General features: G+C 67.9%; 12 protein-coding genes. 3 read left to right on the top strand and 9 right to left on the bottom strand.

What is annotated here, in order from left to right:
• The first annotated feature begins 104 nt into the window (after nt 1–104).
• From SAMIE_RS07285 to SAMIE_RS07275, 3 genes are read left to right on the top strand one after another with little or no spacing between them, the layout of a single operon-like run.
• A complete protein-coding gene (locus tag SAMIE_RS07285; RefSeq protein WP_126516920.1) occupies nt 105–1,634 on the top strand; it encodes a glycosyltransferase family 39 protein in 1,530 nt (509 codons plus the stop codon).
• 31 nt (nt 1,635–1,665) lie between these two features.
• Nucleotides 1,666–2,892 carry a bifunctional glutamate N-acetyltransferase/amino-acid acetyltransferase ArgJ gene (argJ, locus tag SAMIE_RS07280; RefSeq protein WP_066697628.1) on the top strand — a complete coding sequence of 409 codons (1,227 nt, stop codon included), beginning with the start codon at nt 1,666–1,668 and terminating at the stop codon, nt 2,890–2,892.
• Entirely contained in the window at nt 2,889–3,692 is an 804-nt protein-coding gene (locus SAMIE_RS07275) for an inositol monophosphatase family protein (protein ID WP_126516767.1), read from the top strand. The genes argJ and SAMIE_RS07275 overlap by 4 nt, the downstream gene beginning before the upstream one ends.
• Before the next feature lie 79 nt (nt 3,693–3,771).
• Here SAMIE_RS07275 and trxA read toward each other — a convergent pair whose 3' ends face one another.
• The 9 genes from trxA to SAMIE_RS07230 all read right to left on the bottom strand — a co-directional run bounded on the left by trxA (nt 3,772) and on the right by SAMIE_RS07230 (nt 17,234).
• Nucleotides 3,772–4,092: a thioredoxin TrxA gene (trxA, locus tag SAMIE_RS07270; RefSeq protein ID WP_066696955.1), complete on the bottom strand. Its 321-nt coding sequence runs from the start codon at nt 4,090–4,092 to the stop codon at nt 3,772–3,774.
• Nucleotides 4,093–4,122: 30 nt separating this feature from the next.
• A complete protein-coding gene (gene addA, locus SAMIE_RS07265) occupies nt 4,123–7,563 on the bottom strand; it encodes a double-strand break repair helicase AddA (RefSeq protein WP_066696953.1) in 3,441 nt (1,146 codons plus the stop codon).
• The gene (gene addB, locus SAMIE_RS07260; RefSeq protein WP_066696951.1) at nt 7,544–10,513 is read right to left on the bottom strand and encodes a double-strand break repair protein AddB; all 2,970 of its coding nucleotides are present in this window, start codon (nt 10,511–10,513) and stop codon (nt 7,544–7,546) included. The genes addA and addB overlap by 20 nt, the downstream gene beginning before the upstream one ends.
• On the bottom strand, nt 10,506–11,216 hold the full coding sequence (locus SAMIE_RS07255) for a nucleotidyltransferase family protein (RefSeq protein ID WP_066696949.1): 711 nt from the start codon (nt 11,214–11,216) through the stop codon (nt 10,506–10,508). The genes addB and SAMIE_RS07255 overlap by 8 nt, the downstream gene beginning before the upstream one ends.
• Nucleotides 11,213–12,199 carry an aminoglycoside phosphotransferase family protein gene (locus SAMIE_RS07250; RefSeq protein ID WP_066696948.1) on the bottom strand — a complete coding sequence of 329 codons (987 nt, stop codon included), beginning with the start codon at nt 12,197–12,199 and terminating at the stop codon, nt 11,213–11,215. The genes SAMIE_RS07255 and SAMIE_RS07250 overlap by 4 nt, the downstream gene beginning before the upstream one ends.
• Nucleotides 12,196–12,639, bottom strand: coding sequence for a tRNA (adenosine(37)-N6)-threonylcarbamoyltransferase complex ATPase subunit type 1 TsaE (gene tsaE, locus SAMIE_RS07245; protein WP_408641273.1), 444 nt, complete (start codon nt 12,637–12,639; stop codon nt 12,196–12,198). Before tsaE ends, SAMIE_RS07250 begins: the two co-directional genes overlap by 4 nt.
• Nucleotides 12,640–12,646: 7 nt before the next feature.
• On the bottom strand, nt 12,647–14,995 hold the full coding sequence (locus SAMIE_RS07240; protein ID WP_066696943.1) for a PAS domain-containing sensor histidine kinase: 2,349 nt from the start codon (nt 14,993–14,995) through the stop codon (nt 12,647–12,649).
• Between the two features lie 136 nt (nt 14,996–15,131).
• Nucleotides 15,132–16,550: an adenosylhomocysteinase gene (ahcY, locus tag SAMIE_RS07235; RefSeq protein WP_066696942.1), complete on the bottom strand. Its 1,419-nt coding sequence runs from the start codon at nt 16,548–16,550 to the stop codon at nt 15,132–15,134.
• Nucleotides 16,551–16,673: 123 nt separating this feature from the next.
• Nucleotides 16,674–17,234 carry a YqgE/AlgH family protein gene (locus SAMIE_RS07230; protein ID WP_066696941.1) on the bottom strand — a complete coding sequence of 187 codons (561 nt, stop codon included), beginning with the start codon at nt 17,232–17,234 and terminating at the stop codon, nt 16,674–16,676.
• Nucleotides 17,235–17,300 lie beyond the last annotated feature (66 nt).

Below are 17,300 nucleotides of genomic sequence, written 5' to 3'. Positions count from 1 at the left end.
CAGGGTCTTTGGCCCGGCGCAGCCTTTCCGGCATCAGCTTGGCCCAAGGGATCGCAACCGCCATGTATCCAACCCTTCCCCTTGCGCCGCCGGGCCGCCGCGCGATGACGGGCGCAGCATTGCTGTGGGCGTCGCTGCTTCTCTGGTTCGTCGCGCTGGCGCTCGCTACGCCCTTCGATCATGATGAGAGCCAATATGTCGCGGGCGCGATGCTGAGCGGGCGGCTGACGATTTTCCGGGATTTCCTCTACCTCCAGCCGCCGCTGCACGCATGGGCCTATGCCCCGCTGGCATGGCTGTTCCCGTCGCATGTGCTGACGGCGATGCGGCTGGCGACTGCGTTCAGCGCCATTGGCGCTTTGTGGCTGATCCGTTCGGCGCAGCGGACCGCAGGCATATCGCGCGACAGCGCAACCCTGGCGCTCATGCTGATGGCGTCGACCGCCGCGTTCCAGTTCACGGCGGGCGTCGTGCGCAACGACATGCTGCCGACGCTCCTGCTGGCGGGCGGGACGATGCTTTCCCTGCGCGCGCTCAAAGAGCGGCGTCGCGACCTCTGGCTGGTGGCGGGACTGTGTCTGGGCCTCGCCATTTCGGCCAAGCTCAACTTCGCGCCGGTCGGCGCTGCCGTGGGGCTTTTTCTGTTGTTCGGGGACCGGCGGACCGGGTTTGGGGACGCGGGACTGTTGGCGGCGGGCGCGGGGTTCGGTCTTGTCCCGCTCCTGTTGGCATGGGCCGCCGCGCCCGAGGCGTTCGTCTATGGCGTCATCACCTATGGCGCCACCGCGCCCCACGCATGGTATGCCGCAAACGGAGCGGGCGACGAATTGGCGCTGTTGGGAAAGACGGCCCAGCTTCTTCTGGCTCTGGTAAAGGGACCGACGCTGATCGCCCTGCTGCTGATTGGCTGCGACCGCTTCATGACCCGCGACCGGCCGCGTTCGGCGGAAAGGCGTCTGGTCCTGTGGATGGTGGCGGGCGCGCTCACAGGAGCGGCTTTACCGACCCCGGCGCAGCTTCAATATGTGATGCCGCTGATCCCGCCGCTGGCGCTGGCGCTCGGCCATTTCCTCGACGATGCGCGCGACTGGAACGCGAGGCGGCGCCACGTCCTGCTGGGACTGCTGAGCGCAGGTGTGGTTCCCGGCATGATCGCACCGATCGGCGACATCGCAGCCATGACTTCTCGCGGATCGCCCGTGCTTGAAGCCGAAGCAGGCGCGGAATGGGCGGGCAGCGTCGTTCGCCACGAAACGCGCGGGGCCACCGTCGCTACCCTGTCGCCGCATATGATGGCGGGCAGCGGGCTGCGGCTCGATCCCCGTTTCGCTGCGGGGCCGTTCGCTTACCGCACCGGCTGGACGGTCCCCGTAACGCAGGCGCGTCGGCTGCACATCATGACGCCGCAGACGCTTTCGGATATGGATGCCGCCCCTCCGGCGGCGATCCTGACGGGCTATGAGCGCGGCACCCGGACCCTTCCCCTCGCAGTCGATGCGGGCCTCATCGCTTATGCGCGGCGGCGTGGCTATCGGGCGATGGCGATGCCGGACGGAACCGGCACATTATATGTGCGGATTCCGGCTGACCGCTCGCCTCTTCGGAGAGAGGCGCGACCGGTGCAAGCACGTTGACGCAAAGCGGCATTTGCATCATGCCGCCGCCATGACCGACCGTTCCCCCCTCGCCCCCGCCGCCTTTCCGTCCCTGCCGCCCGTCGAAGGCGTGACGCTCCGCGTGGCGCGCGCCGGGTACAAGGCGTGGGAACGGTGCGACCTCACCTATGTCGAACTCGCGCAAGGCACCGCGGTCGCGGGCGTTACGACGCAGAGCAAATGCCCATCCCCCGAGGTGGAATGGTGCCGCGACGCCATCCCGCTGGGGCAGGCGCGGGCGCTGGTGGTGAATGCGGGCAACGCCAACGCCTTCACCGGCCATCGCGGGCGCGCGGCGGTGGAAGCCATCGCCGCCAAGGTCGCCAATCGGCTCGACTGCCAGCCTTCGGACGTCTTCATCTCCTCGACCGGGGTGATCGGCGTGCCGCTGCCTGTCGACAAGGCCGAAGCGGGCTTGGAAGCCGCCTTCTCCGCTGCACCGTGCGGCTGGGAGGATGCCGCCAACACCATCGGCACCACCGACACCTATGCGAAGGGTGCGCATGCCTCCGCCCTGATCGGCGACACGCGCGTGGAGTTGGTCGGCATCGTCAAGGGGTCGGGCATGATCGCGCCCGATATGGCGACGATGCTGGGCTATATCTTCACCGACGCCGCCATCGAGCCGGGCCTGCTGCAACAGATGCTGTCCGCCGCCAACCGGCGCACCTTCTCCTGCATCACGGTCGACAGCGATACGTCGACCAGCGACACCGTGCTGGCCTTTGCCACCGGGAAGGCCGGGAATGCGCCGCTTTCGACCATGGACGATCCGGGCGCGGATGCTTTTGCCGCCGCCCTCGCCGACCTGTGCCGCCAGCTTGCCCATCTGGTCGTGCGGGACGGCGAAGGCGCGTCCAAATTCATCGAGATCACCGTGGACGGCGCGGCCAGCGACGACAGCGCGCACCGCATCGGCCTTTCCATCGCCAACTCGCCGCTGGTCAAGACCGCCATCGCCGGGGAAGACGCCAACTGGGGCCGCGTCGTCATGGCGATCGGCAAGGCAGGCGAACCGGCGGATAGGGACAAGCTGTCCATCCGTTTCGGCGCGACGCAGGTGGCGACCGGCGGCCTTGCGGTGGAGGGTTATGACGAAGCGCCCGTCGCCGCGCACCTAAAGGGGCAGGATATCGAGATCGGCGTGGACCTCGGCCTTGGCGACGGGCGTGCGACGATCTGGACCTGCGACCTGACGCATGGCTATATCTCGATCAACGCGGATTATCGCAGTTGATGCTGGAACTGCACGATCCGGTCGTGTCCCTGATGCGTCAGGTCGGGTGCGACGTCGTGATGCCGCGCTACCGCAATCTTGCCGCCGATGAGGTCAGTGAGAAGGCGGCCGACGATTTCGTCACCATCGCCGACAAAGAGAGCGAACTGCGCCTTGCCGAAGGGCTGGCCGCGATCCTGCCCGAAGCCGGGATCATCGGCGAGGAAGCGTGCGCCGCCGACCCCGCCATCCTCGACCGCGCGGGCGAAGGGCTGAACTGGATCATCGACCCTATCGACGGCACCGGCAATTTCGCGAGCGGCAATCCACCCTTCGGCATCATGATCGCTCTCAGCGATGGCGGGACGACGCTGGCGGGATGGATACTCGATCCGCTGACGGGCCGCCTGTGCCATGCCATGCTGGGCGGCGGGAGCCATATCGACGGCGAGAAGGTGCGGGCGCGCGAGAGTGGGCAGGCTCTGCCCATCGCCGCGCTCGCCGTCTATTTCATGACCGGCGAAGAGCGCGCCGACATTCAGGCGCGCGCGAAGGACCGCTTCACACTGGTCGACATTCCCCGCTGCGCCGCCGAACAATATCCGCGCCTCGTGCTGGGACAGAATGACGTATCGGTCTTTGCCCGCACCCTGCCGTGGGATCATGCGGCGGGCACGCTGTTTCTCAACGAAGCGGGCGGATGCTGTCAGCGGCTCGACGGCAGCGCCTACCGGGTGGGTGACACGCGGCGCGGGCTGCTGGGCGCATCGTCCCCGCGCCTCTGGGATCAGGCTGCGGACATCCTGATACGCCAAGGATAAAGCAACAGCAATGTGGACAGCAAAACGGCCGCCTCGCCGGGCGGCCGTTTCCCGTTTACCTGTCTACATCGCTGTCGCTTTAGAGGACGCTTTCGATCCAGCCCTTGAGCGCGCTCTTGGGCGCTGCGCCGACCTTGGTGGCGGCGGCTTCGCCATTCTTGAACAGGATCATCGTCGGAATGCCGCGCACGCCATATTGGCCGGGCGCTTCGGGGTTCTCGTCGATGTTGATCTTGGCGATCGTCACCTTGTCCGCCAGTTCGTCCGAAATCTCTTCCAGAGCCGGGCCGATCATCTTGCAAGGGCCACACCATTCCGCCCAGAAATCGACGAGCACGGGCTTGTCGGCATCAATCACGTCGGTCTTGAAGCTGGCGTCGGTAACTGCCTTGGTGGCCATGGTGGGAAACTCCTTTGCGTTGGAAACTATCTAGGATGGCTGCACGCCCGGCTCAACGGGCGGCAGGGGCAAAGTTTGCTGCGCGCCAACAAAGCCGGGCTTGTGCGCTTTGAGCAGGGCCGGGGGCAAAGCGATGAGACGCGGTGCGCTGGTGTAAAGCAGGCCCGCCTCGATGGCCCGTCCGGGGAAGATCGCGCCAAGCGCGGCGGCATAGGCCGCCATCTGCCGGATATGCGCGCCCGGCACTTCATCCAGCGTCAGCGGAGCCACCCGCCCCGTCTTGAAATCGACGAACTGGACGCGATCCTCGCCGATGCAGAGCCGGTCGACCGTGCCCGCGATCACCGCTTCGCCGACGACCGCCGCGATGGGCGCTTCGGCAAGGGCGTGGGGACCGAAAAGATCGGCGAAGGCGGGCGCCTCAATCACCCGCAACGCCTGTTCGACAAGGCCGGAGCGCTGCGCGGCGTCGCCCTGCCCCTGCTGCGTCAGCCAGCGGTCCGCTGCCTCCCGACGCCGTTCGGGCGGAAGGTCCGGCAAGCGTTCGAAGAGCGAATGGAGCAGGCGTCCACGCTCCGCCGCGTCGCGCATGGCCGGGGTGGGCGGCGGATAAGGCACATCGTCCTCCACCTGCGCCGAGGGTGCGAGCGGCCTTGGCGGGCGCGCTTCCGCCGGTGCGGGGCGACGCAGCCACGCAGGCGGTTCGACCTCCACCGCAGACGTCGCGACCTCCGCCTCCGCGCGCCGGGGCGCAAGCTGTTCATGACCGCGCCACCGCCGCACCGCGCCCCAGAGCGGATCGGCTTCCCACTCCGCGCCCAGCGACACCATCGCGCCCTCGACCGCCGCGAACCAGCTTTCGGGCTTCACCTCGCCCTTGGCGCGCGGCCCGAGCGATCCCGCGACAATCAGCTTTTCCTCCGCCCGCGTCAGCGCGACGTAGAGCAGCCGCCAATGCTCCTCGCGCTCGACCCGCGCCGCCGCTTCGGCCACCTCGCCGATCGGTCCCTGCCGCTCCGCCTTTCTCGGGGCGAGGATGGGCAGGCCGTTCCATTCCAGCGAATCGGCCCTGTTCCCCGCATCGGGATCGAGGCAGGCGTCGGCGAGGATGACGATGGGCGCCTGCAATCCCTTTGCGCCATGGACGGTCAGCAGCCGCAGCATGTCCCCCTGCCCCGCCGCGTCGCGCACGATTTCCACCTCGCCCCGGTCGAACCAGTCGATGAAGCGCTGAAGCGAGGGATGCTCGTCGCCTTCGAAGGCGAGCGCCGCGTTTAGCAGTTCTTCGACAGGGTCCGCCGCTTCGGTGCCCAGCCGCTCGATCAGCCGTCGCCGCCCGTCCATCGGCCCCGACAGGATCGCTTCCAGATAGCGATAGGGCGTGGTCAGGTCAGCCATGCCCAGCAGATCGCGCAGCGGCCGCAAAGCCGCTTCGTCCAGCGTCCGGGTCAGGTGTCTCCACAGGCCCGCTTTGCGGCGGATCAGCCGCTGCATCAGTTCGTCCTGCGTCCACCCGATCAACGGCGACACGAGCAGCGCCGCAAGGTTCAGCTCATCTTCCGGCTGCACCGCAAAGCGCAGAGCCGCCAGCAAGTCGCGCACGGCGAGCGGCGCGTTGAGCCGGAGCCGGTCGATGCCTGCGACTGCGACTTTTTCCTCATAGAGCCGCGCGACGATGAGCCGGGCCAATTCGCTGCGGCGGCGCACCAGAATCATGATGTCGCCTGCGCGGACAGGCCTGCCCCGGCTTTCCAGCATCAGGTCGGTGTCGATCCATTCCCGAACTTGCCGCGCGATCCGCGCCGCGAGCACCCGTTCCTGATCCGCCGCCCAGTCCTCCTCACCCTCGGCATCTTCGTTGAGGTGCGCGACGACAGGTTTCCAGAGCTGAACCTCGCCGGGATGGCGATTGGCGCTGTCGTGCCGCACCTCGCCCGGCTCCAGCCCCAGCCGTTCCGCCTGCACGGTCGCGATGGTGCGGTCCACCACGTCGAGCACGGCGGGCGTGGAGCGGAAGCTGCGGTCGAGAGAGAGGTTGAAGAAGGAATGTCCGGCGTCGCCCGCATCCCGCTCGAACAGGATCTGCGCGGCGGCGAAATTCTGCGGACTGGTGCCCTGAAAGCCGAAGATCGCCTGCTTGAAATCGCCGACGGTGAAGATGGTGCGCACCCTGTCGCCCTTCGCGCCCTCGCCCGCGAAGAACTCCGCCGCCAGCGTCCGCACGATCCGCCATTGCGCGGCGTTGGTGTCCTGCGCTTCATCGACAAGGATGTGGTCGATCCGCTGGTCGAGCTTGTAGCGTATCCATTCCGCGATTCCGTCGCGCTCCAGCAGCGCCGCCGTCCGTGCGATCAAATCGTCGAAATCGACCGCGCCCGCCAGCCGCTTCGCTTCGGCATAGGAGCGGGCATAGGCGCGGCCCGCATGGAGCGCCTGCGCCAGCAGGGCGGCATAATCGGCACGGAGTTTCGTGGCCAGCAGTTCGCCGCATGCGCCGTGCAGCCGGGCGGCAAGCTCGGCATAGCCGTCGACCGGCGGCACCCATCCTTTGGCGTCGATGATCCCGCCATCGGCCTTCGCCCATGCGCGATGCAGGTCGGCAAGGCCCGCTGCCCGCGCTGCGGGGTCGAGCGCCCGCCATGCCGCGATCCGGTCGCAACGCTCCAGCGCCCGCGCCGTGCCCCAGTCCGCATTGGCGCGGGTGAGCGCGTCGAGCGTCCGCATGTCGAACCGGTCGTCGCCGCACCGGTCCGCCAGCCATGCGTCCACGTCGCCGTCCGGCAGATCCATCTCCGCCGCCAGCCATGGCGCGATGTCGGCGGGCAGTGCGTCCATCGCTTCGGCCCGCGCGGCGCATCGCAGCAGGAACTGTTCTGCACCGCCTTCGCCCAGCCGCAGGCTGATCGCCTGAAGCGCTGCGATGAGGGCATCGTCCTTCCTTTCCTCCGCACGAACCGCCAGATCGGCAAGGCTTTGCCGCGCGAGCGCCGACTGCTCACGCTGGTCGAGCGGGCGGAAGCCGGGGGCCAGCTCCGCCTCCAGAGGGAAACCCGCCAGCAATTGCTGGCAGAAGCCGTGGATGGTCTGGATGCGCAGACCTCCGCCTGTCGATTCGAGCACTTCGGCGAAGAGGCGGCGCGCCTGTTCCTGCATGTCCGGCCCGTGATCCTCGCCCAGCGCCAGAAGATCGGCGGCGAGCGAAGGGCCGTCCATCTGCACCCATGCCGCGAGCCGGTCATGGATGCGGTCGGCCATTTCCGCCGCGCCCGCCTTGGTGAAGGTCAGGCAGAGGATATTTTCCGGGCGCACGCCCTGCAGCAGCAGGCGAAAGACCCGCGCCGTCAGCACATGGGTCTTGCCTGTGCCTGCCGATGCCGACAGCCAGACATGCGCGTCCGGGGCGGCGGCGCGGGCCTGCGTGCCGAGCAGCTTCTGCAAGGGACTGGGCCGTTTAGCCATCGTCGCGGCCATACCATTCCTCCAGCCGCATGAGCTGGTCATAGTCGCCGTAATTGGCGACTTCCGGATTGATCTCCGCGCGGAAAGGCGCGGTCCCGAGCAGCCACGCATCGGCGGCCTGCGTGAACTGGTCCAGGGCGAAGGCGGTAAAATCCTCCGTCACGATCCTGTCGCGCTTGCCCAGCGGATCGACCGGACGCTCGCGATAGCCGAACTGGTCCGCCTTCTTCGCCAATGACCAATATTCGAAGTCGCCAGCCCTCGGGCGATCGCCCAGTCCGACGAACCCCTCATGCTCGGCGATGAGGCCAAGCAGGCCGAGTTGCAGCGCGAAGCCCGCCTTCACCTGCCGGGCGCTGGGCGGCTTGCCGGTCTTATAGTCGATGATGCCGATGCGCCCGTCCGGCAGGCGGTCGATCCGGTCGGCCTTGCCCATCAGCGTGACGCCAGCAATCTCCGCGCGCCCTTCCTGTTCGACGGCGAGGATGCGGCGCCCTTCCGCCCTGTCGCGCGCGACTTCGGCGGCGATCCAGCGTATCGCCTCGATGAGGCGTGGCTGCCACAGGGCTTTCAGCAGCGGATGCACCTGCGGCTCGTCGAACATGGCGCGGGCGCGGCGTTCGAGATCGGCGGGATCGAGCGTGCCTGCCTCCGCCCAGCGTTGCAGCACGTCGTGCACTGCCGTCCCGCGCCATGCCGGACCTGCATCGGCATCCACCGGATCGAGCCGCGCGAGGCGGAGGATGCGCCGGGCGTAGAAAGCGAAGGGGTCGGCCTTCAGCCGGTCCACATCGGTGACGGGAATGACGGCGGGCCTTGCCTGGACCGGCGGGCATGGCGCGGGACGAGCGGCGGGCCTGTGATCGGGCGGGGCGTCGATGGCGGCGGCGAGGGCGGCGTAGCGGTCCGCGCTCTTCCACTGCGGCCCCGCCATAGCCTTCAGCCGTAGCCAGAAGCGGGACGCGACCGCCGGCCCGCCGCTCCCCCGCCGCGCGCGGGTGATGAAGATCTGGGGCGCGCCCAGCGCGCTCGCGAAATCATGCGAGGCAAGCCCGATCCGGGTTTCAAGGCCGGGCAGGCCCAATTCCCGCCGGATGCGTGGCGCGAGCCAGGGATCGGGCGCTGGCAAACCCGGCCAGGTGCCTTCGTTGAGGCCGCCCAGCACCATGAGGTCGGCCTGCACCAGTTGCGCTTCGATAAGGCCGAGGATCGCGATGCGGGGGTGGCCGCCCTGCGGCGGGCGCACCGCCACGCCGCCCAGCATATGATCGAGCAGGGCGGGCAGCGCGCGTGGATCGGCCTGACGCGGGCCATCGGGCGCGGCAGCTTCCATTTCGGCGAACAGTTCGGCCGCCGCGCGTCCCTGATGCCCGGCCCAGACCGCATCGCCGGTCAGCATGCCTGCCTGCTCACGCAAAGCGGCGAGTTGTCTGCCGAGGTCCGCTGCCTCCGCGAAGCCGGTTTCCAGCGGCTCCAGCAGGGCGCGGGCCTGCGGCCACCACTGGCTGACGCTTTCCCGCAGCGCGCGCTGCCGGTCGTCGGGCTTTTCCTCCAGCAGCAGGTCGATGCCACGTAATCCCGCCTGCGGTCGCGGCCCACGCAGCAACAGGTCGAGGCCGCGTGCGCCCTCCAGCCAATCGAGCCGCCCTTCCCCGCGCATCACCAGCGGATGCTTGAGCAGGCTGAGCAACGGCACCGGCGCAAAGCGTTCCGCCACCGCTTCCGCCATCGCGATCAGCAATGCGCCGGGCGGCAGGCGCGACAGAGGCTGGCCCGCCGAATCGTCCGCTTCTATTCCCCAGCGCCGCAGATGCGCCGACACGCGCGTGGCCAGTTGCCGGTCGGGCGTCACCAGCGCGGCAGTCCGGCCGGGCGTCTCCAGCGCCTCGCGCAGCGCGATGGCGATGGCCTGCGCTTCCTCACCCGGTGTGGCGACTTCCAGAGCCTCTACGCCGGAAAGCGAGCGATCCGCCGTCTTCAGATCGCGCCAGCGGCCGGTGAGGCGCGGCGGCAGCATCGCATTGGAGATGTTCCGCGCCCGGACGGCCCGCGCATCATGCTCGCTGCCCCAGCGCCACAGCGCCACATCGTCGCGCGTCGCGCTCATGCGGTCGAGCAGGCGCTTGAGCGCATATTGCGGATGGCTCTCCTGCCCCGGCGCGGCGCGGCCCGTGGCCGGATCGGCGTCGAACGGCCCGATGGCGTCCCACGCATCCTCGTCCATATGCTGATCGAGACCCGCAAACACCACCAGACCGCGCGGCAGTTCCGCTATTCGCCGCAAAAGGCCGGCAACGGCGGGCGCGGTCGTGGAAATGCCCGCCGCCGCGACGGAACCGGCGGGAGGATGCGCCGCCCAGCGGGCGCTCAGCCGATCGAACAGACGGTTACGCCGGTCGGCGAGGTCGATGCAACCTGTCCGTGCGAGCGCTTCGGGCCAGCGCGCGATCACGATTTCGAACAGGGCGAGCGAGGTCTGCCAATGCCGCGACAGATCCTCCGACAGCGAAAGGCCATCGCGCAGCGCGCCGGGCGGTACCCGCTCCACCTGCATCTGGTCCAGCACCGCGCCCAGCGCCTGCCCCAGCAGCAGCGCCTGTCCGGCGTCGGTGCCGGGCCTCTCCTCCTGAACCATGCGCGCCAGCATCATCTGCCGCCGTATTGGCGCAACGGCGGGCGGGATCGGATCGTCTTCGCCCAGAGGATCGAGTGCGCCGCCGACCTGTTCGCCCAGATCCGGATCGCCGATGGCGACGAGGCGGGGGAGCAAAAGCCCGCCGCCCGATTGCCGGACGAAAGCGTCGCTCACCGCCCGGACGGCGCGGCTGTTGGGCAGCAGAACCATGCCCTGCGCCAGTTCCATCGGGTCGCGGTGCAGCGCCAGAAGCCCCGTGACCAGCGCGTCGGCAAAGGCGCGATGCGCGGGAATGGTGAACAGTGCGGGCCGCGCCCTGTCACCCATGGGCGATCATCGATTCCACCACCGGGATCGCGCCGGGTGTTCCGACGTCGAACCACAGGCCTTGATGCGACATGCCGTAGAGCCGCCCGGCCTCTATCGCGCGGTTCCAGAAGATGTTGGTCGAAAACACATCGCCGGGCGGATCGGTGAGCAGCGCTGGCGAAAGGATCTGCACGCCGGTGAAAACGAAAGGCGCAACGTGCGCGGTCTTGCGCCGGGAGAGACGGCCTGTCGCGTCCATGTGGAAATCGCCCGGTCCCGCGTGGCAGGTCGCCCGCGCCAGCGGCACCAGCAGCAGGAGCGCGTCCATCCGCTCCGCATCCCACACGCGCTGCATCGCGCCCAGCGTTTCCTGCGGCCCGTCGATCCACAGATTGTCGCTGTTCGCGCAGAAAAAGGGGCGGTCGCCCAGCAATGGCTTCGCTTTCATGAGGCCGCCGCCGGTTTCCAGCAGCTTGCCTCTTTCATCGGAGATGATGAACTCTGTGCCGCAGCGGCGCGCCTTCAGATGCGCCTCGACAGTATCGGCGAGATAGTGGACGTTCACGACGACCCTGCGGATGCCGCCCGCTTCCAGCCGGTCGAGCGCATGGTCCATCAGCGGCTTGCCCGCGACCTTCACCAGCGGCTTGGGACGGGTCGCGGTGAGCGGGCGCATCCGCTTGCCAAGGCCCGCGGCCATCAGCATCGCCGTGTCGATCATGCGGGCGCGAACCCGGCGAGGGCGTCGTGCCGTTTGTCCACGGGGATATTCGCCGCGAACCATTCGGCGACGGGCGCCAGCGCCGGATGCGCCAGATCGCGTTCGAGCAGTCCCCACATGCGCGGCAGGAAGGAGAGGTATCGCGCCTTCCCGTCCCGCTTCCAGAGGCGCGTGAAGATGCCGATGATCTTCGCATTGCGCTGCGCCCCCAGCACGGCATAGGCGGCGTCGAAATCGGCGGGCGGAGACGCCATGGCCTTGTAATGGGCCAGCATCGCCGCTTCCACCTCGACCGGCACGTCGCGGCGGGCATCCTGCAGCAGCGATACGAGATCATAGGCGGGGTGCCCCGCCAGCGCGTCCTGAAAGTCGAGCAGGCCAAGGCCGTGGGGCGCGCCGCCTTCGATCAGCATGATATTTTCGGCGTGATAGTCGCGCAGGACGGTGACGACCGGGCTCGAGGATCGCTCGACCAGCGGCAGAACGGCGTCCCACGCGGCGACATAGGCTTCGGCATCGGCGTAGATCCCCGCCGCCGGGCAATACCATTCGGTCAGCAGGCCCGCCTCGCGCTGATAGACCGCCCGGTCATAGGGCGGGACATCGGCTGCGGGCAGCCGGTGCAGGTCCGCCAGAAGATCGACGGCGCGGCGATAGGTCGCCAGTTCCGCGCCCGGCTCAGCCTCCAGATGTTCCTTGATCCGCAGATCGCCGAAATCCTCGATCAGCACCAGCCCCTGCGCGAGATCGCGCGCGAAGATGCGGGGCGCTGCGAAACCATCCGCCTGAAGCTGTTCGGCGATGGATATGAAGGGGCGCGGGTCTTCGTGCGGCGGGGGCGCGTCCATGAGCACGGCGCGGCGACCGCCATCGAAGACGCGGAAGTAACGGCGGAATGACGCGTCGCCCGCCAGCGGCTCAATGGCCGCCCCTCCCCAGCCTGCGTCGGCGAGAAAAGCGGGCGCGGCGGCGGGCGGGATCATATCTGTGACCATCGCTCCGTCCAAGCGTCCGGCACGTCCGCTGTCAAGCGCCGCGCGCCATCCTCCAGCATCTCGATGGTGAGCCGCAGGCTGTGCGGCCAGAGCGCGTCGCCGAGCCGGGCGGGCCATTCCAGGATGAGCAGGCTGTCGGCCAGATAATCGCCCAGCGCCAGCTCCGCCGCTTCCTCCGCACCGTCCAGGCGATAGAGATCGACATGCGCGACCGGCAGCCGCACCTCGGGCACGTCATAGGGCTGGACGATGGCGAAGCTGGGGCTTGGCGCTTCGCCTTCAAGGCCCAGCGCCGCCAGCAGGCCGCGCGCGATGGTGGTCTTGCCCGCGCCCAGCCCGCCATAGAGCGCGATCACGTCGCCGATCCGCGCCTGCGCCGCGATCCGTGCGCCGAACGCCAGCATCGCGGTCTCGCCTTCGATGACGATGCCCGTATCAGCCACGCGGCAGCGCGATGGTCGCCATCGTCCCCTGCCCCGGCTGCGACACGAGATCGAGCGTCCCGTCATGCGCCTCGACCAGTTGCCGGGCAAGCGGCAGGCCGATGCCGGGCTTGCCGCCATTGCGCGCCTGATCCGCGCGGGCGGCGGCGTCGAACAACGCCTTCTGCCGTGCCGGAGGGATGCCGGGGCCGTTATCGGACACGACGATCCTCGCGCTGTTCTGGTCGCCGTCGCCATGCAGCAGGATGCGCGCGCCCTGCCCGCAATAGCGGATCGCATTTTCGAGCAACTGGTCGATGGCCTGACCGATGCGGCGCGCGTCGCCCTGCACCGTGCCGAGGCTGTCCTTGAGCGTGATGGCAAGGTCTATCCCCTTCGCCGTCGCTTCCGGCAGCAGCCGTTCCAGACAGGTCTGCGCGACCTTCGCCAGTTCGACCGGTGCGCGATCCAGCGGCAGCGTCCCGACCTCGCCCTGCGTCAGGTCCAGCACATTGTCGATCAGCGAGGACAGCCGCGCCGTGCTTTGCAGGATGCCGTCGACATAATCCTTCGCCGAATCGCTTAGCTCCCCGGCGTAGCCCGCGCTCATCATCTCGGCGAAACCCGATATGGTGGTGAGCGGCGTGCGCAGTTCGTAGCTCATATTGGTGACGAAGGCGGTCTTGACCTGATCGGCCTGTTCCAGAGCCTCGTTACGGTCGCGCAATATCTGTTCGACCCGACGGCTGTCGGTGACGTCCAGCATGGTGAAGAGCGCGTTGCCGTCCGGCAGCGGAATCGCCGCAAATTCGAAGATGCGCCCGTCCGCGAAGCCGACATGTCCGCCGCGCTGCTTGCGCTCGACCGTAGCGGCGCGCACCAGTTCGCGCACCAGTGTCGACTGCTGCGGCTTGGCGAGCTTGGCCTGCACCGCGCGCATGAGGTCGTCGATGCGGGGATGCGACGCCAGCAGTTCCTCGGGCGCGCCCCAGACACTGCGGAAACGGCTGTTCCACATCTGGAGCCGCCCGTCTGCCGAGAAGACGCCGATCGATTCGAACAGCGTGTCGAACGTGGCCGTCCGCACCCGCAGCAACGTGTCGCGCGCGCTCGACAGTTGCACCTGCTCGGTCCGATCCTCGAAGATCAGCAGCAGACCGCCGTCGGGCAGGGGCTGCGCATAGACGCGCAGATGGGTGCCGTCCTGAAGCAGCCAGTTTTCCTCCTGCGGGTCGGGCGAAAGGAACCAGTTGCGCCGCTCCGCCCGCCATGCGGGAAAGTCGCGATGTTCGGGCAGGCGGCGTGCGTCGCGCATCTGGTCGAGCACCCGTTCGAACAGCGGCGCATCCGTCAGCTCCTCCTGCCGCAGCCCGAACAGGCTGATGAATGGCTGGTTCCAGAACCGCAGCGCGCGGTCCGGCCCGAACCGCGCCACGCCTGCGGAAAGGCGGTCGAGCAGGTCGCGCTGCGCCGTCTCCAGCCGCCGGTGCTCGACCCGCGCCTGCTCCAGCTCATGCTGATCGACGGCATAGCCCGCAACGCCCGCCGCGCCCAACGGCACGTCCACGACCCGCATCGTGCGGCGCGCGCCGTCGATGGTCGCGGGCACCATCCGGTCGATGGGCTGATCCTCCGCCACCGCCTGCGCCGCCGCGGCCTGAGGCGTCACGCCGCCCGCCACCTCGACCAGTTCGACGCCGTTGGCGATCACCTCCGCCGCATTCTCGCCATCGACCGCACGGACATAGGCGCTGTTCACTAGGCTCAGGCGGAAATCGGGGGTGCGGTGCCACATCGGGAAGGGCGCAGCCTCGACAAGGCCCGCCAGCGCCTCCAGCGCTTCGCGCAGTTGCTCGACATGACCCTTCAGCGACTGGATTTCAGCCTGGCTCTCGGTCGCGTCGAACACCCAAAGAACCACGCCGCCGCTGGTGGCAAGGCCCGGTCCAGCAGGCGCGCCGCGCACCAGCAGGAGGCGCGACGATCCAGTGCCGCGCACGGGGAGCGAGAAGCTCTTGCCCGCACGCTGGGCCGAGGCGATCTCCAGCGCGAGTGCCGCTGCATCCTCCGGTTCCAGCCCGCCGTCGGGGGCCGTCAGTTCGGACACGAAGTTGGGGACGCGCGCCTTGCCCAGCCATTTGGCGAGGCGGTCGGCCGCTTCGAGCCGGCCATCGGGATGCACGATGATCGGCGCAGCCGGGGCCGAAGCGAGCAGTGTCGCGAGCCGTTCCAGCTTGCCCTGCGCCTGCGTCCCTTCCTGCCGCATCCGGCGTCCGACAGCCAGCGCCCAGACGGCCGCACCCAGCCATAGCGCCAGCACGACGCCCAATATGATCGCGGCATAGGGTGACAGAGACGTCATGCCGTCCGCGTCCCTCCGCGCTGCGCCTGCTGGTCCCTGTTCATGGTCAGACCGGGCCTAACCCAGATCGGCCGCATCGGGAAGGCGGCATGCGAAGAAAAAGGGCGGGGATCGCTCCCCGCCCTTATGGCATCGCCTAGTAGCGGTAATGGTCGGGCTTGAACGGCCCTTCCACCGGCACGCCGATATAGTCTGCCTGCCGTTTGCTGAGCTTGGTGAGCTTCACGCCCAGCTTTTCGAGGTGCAGGGCGGCGACCTTTTCGTCCAGATGCTTGGGCAGCACATAGACGTCATTCTGATACTGCTCGCTGCGGGTCCACAGTTCGATCTGCGCGAGCGTCTGGTTGGTGAAGCTCGCCGACATGACGAAGCTGGGGTGGCCGGTCGCGTTGCCGAGGTTGACGAGGCGGCCCTTCGACAGGACGATGATCTTCTTGCCGTCGGGGAATTCGACCTCGTCGACCTGCGGCTTGATTTCGGTCCATTTGAAGTTCTGGAGGCCGGCGATCTCGATCTCGCTGTCGAAGTGGCCGATGTTGGACACGATAGCCATGTTCTTCATGGCGCGCATGTGATCGACGGTCAGCACGCCTTCGTTACCGGTCGCGGTCACGAAGATGTCGGCGCGGGGCGCGGCTTCTTCCATCGTCACGACTTCATAGCCTTCCATCGCCGCCTGAAGCGCGCAGATGGGATCGACTTCGGTCACGAGCACGCGCGCGCCGCCGTTGCGGAGCGAGGCGGCCGAACCCTTGCCGACATCGCCGAAGCCCGCGACGCAGGCGACTTTGCCCGCCAGCATCACATCGGTGCCGCGACGGATCGCGTCGACCAGGCTTTCCTTGCAGCCGTAGAGATTGTCGAACTTCGACTTGGTGACGCTGTCGTTCACGTTGATCGCGGGGAAAGGCAGCTTGCCCTTCTTCGACAGTTCATAAAGGCGATGGACGCCGGTGGTCGTTTCTTCCGACACACCCTTGATGGACTGGACGGTCTTGGTGAGGAAGCCGGGACGTTCTTTGAGCACGCGCTTCAGGACGGCGCAGAAGATTTCCTCTTCCTCGTTCGACGGCGTGAACAGTTCCTCGCCCGCCTCGACGCGCGCGCCCCACAGGGCGAACATGGTGGCGTCACCGCCATCGTCGAGGATCAGGTTGCACACGCCGCTTTCATGATTGTGCCAGTCGAAGATGCGCTCGACATAATCCCAATATTGCTGGAGCGTCTCGCCCTTGATCGCGAACACCGGCACGCCCGATGCGGCGATCGCGGCGGCGGCATGGTCCTGCGTCGAATAGATGTTGCACGTCGCCCAGCGCACTTCGGCGCCCAGCGCCGTCAGCGTCTCGATCAGAACGGCGGTCTGGATCGTCATGTGCAGCGAACCGGTGATGCGCGCGCCCTTCAATGGCTGGCTCGCGCCAAATTCCTCGCGCAGCGCCATCAGGCCCGGCATTTCCGTTTCGGCGATCTCGATTTCCTTGCGGCCGAAACCGGCAAGGCCGATGTCGGCAATCACATAATCCTGCGCCTGGGTGGCGGGTGCGGTGGCCACGTGCGTGTCTCCGTTCTACTAGAATGGCCCGCCGGGGCCGTCAGGGCGCAAGGCGGAAGATGGCGGCGGCTTTACCAAGCGCACTGCCCGCTGGCAACCTATATAAACTTTTCTTTATGTCTATCAGGCAGAACCGGCGCCCGGAACGAGGTGCGACGCATCGACGCCCGCTGCGGCAAAGGCCTGCGACCATTTCCGCCTGCATGGCGTGTCGAACAACAGATCGGCGTCGCCATCGGCCAGAAACCAGCTTTCGCCCAGCATCTCCTGCTCCAACTGTCCCGCAACCCACCCGGCATAGCCTAGCGCAATCAGATAGCGGCTCGGTCCCCGGCCTTCGGCGATGGCCTTGAGGATGTCGAGCGAACCCGACAGCCCCCATTTTCCGCTCACGTCCACCATGTCCTGCCCGCCCCAGTCGAGCGAGTGCAGCACGAAGCCCCGGCGCGGCTCCACCGGGCCGCCGCGAAGGACCGGAACGTCCGGCACATCGCTCGCGTCGATGTCGAAACTTTCGAGCAGGTCGCGGAAGCGCACGCCTTCCATCTCATCACCCACCGCAATGCCCAGCGCGCCATTTTCGTCGTGAACGCAAAGGGCGATCACCGAATGGTCGAAACGCGTGTCGGCCATGCCGGGAAGAGCGAGCAGGAAGTGCCCGCCATAATAGCGCTCTGCTGTCATGTGGCCGAATATAGCCCTCCTCCCGCCCTTGCCAAGGACGACGAAGGTCCGGCGCGAGGCGGCGCG

This window comes from Sphingobium amiense, from assembly GCF_003967075.1.
Taxonomy (GTDB): Bacteria; Pseudomonadota; Alphaproteobacteria; order Sphingomonadales; family Sphingomonadaceae; genus Sphingobium; species Sphingobium amiense.
Note: the sequence above shows the minus strand (reverse complement) of the source record. Positions and strands in the feature narration are given on the sequence as shown.

What these genes read in the sequence shown, in the direction of transcription:
- SAMIE_RS07255 (WP_066696949.1), bottom strand. Translation starts at nt 11,216, where the DNA reads ATGATCGACACGGCGATGCTGATGGCCGCGGGCCTTGGCAAGCGGATG.
- addB (WP_066696951.1), bottom strand. Translation starts at nt 10,513, where the DNA reads ATGGGTGACAGGGCGCGGCCCGCACTGTTCACCATTCCCGCGCATCGC.
- SAMIE_RS07285 (WP_126516920.1), top strand. Translation starts at nt 105, where the DNA reads ATGACGGGCGCAGCATTGCTGTGGGCGTCGCTGCTTCTCTGGTTCGTC.
- trxA (WP_066696955.1), bottom strand. Translation starts at nt 4,092, where the DNA reads ATGGCCACCAAGGCAGTTACCGACGCCAGCTTCAAGACCGACGTGATT.
- SAMIE_RS07230 (WP_066696941.1), bottom strand. Translation starts at nt 17,234, where the DNA reads ATGACAGCAGAGCGCTATTATGGCGGGCACTTCCTGCTCGCTCTTCCC.
- argJ (WP_066697628.1), top strand. Translation starts at nt 1,666, where the DNA reads ATGACCGACCGTTCCCCCCTCGCCCCCGCCGCCTTTCCGTCCCTGCCG.
- SAMIE_RS07240 (WP_066696943.1), bottom strand. Translation starts at nt 14,995, where the DNA reads ATGACGTCTCTGTCACCCTATGCCGCGATCATATTGGGCGTCGTGCTG.
- SAMIE_RS07250 (WP_066696948.1), bottom strand. Translation starts at nt 12,199, where the DNA reads ATGATCCCGCCCGCCGCCGCGCCCGCTTTTCTCGCCGACGCAGGCTGG.
- addA (WP_066696953.1), bottom strand. Translation starts at nt 7,563, where the DNA reads ATGGCCGCGACGATGGCTAAACGGCCCAGTCCCTTGCAGAAGCTGCTC.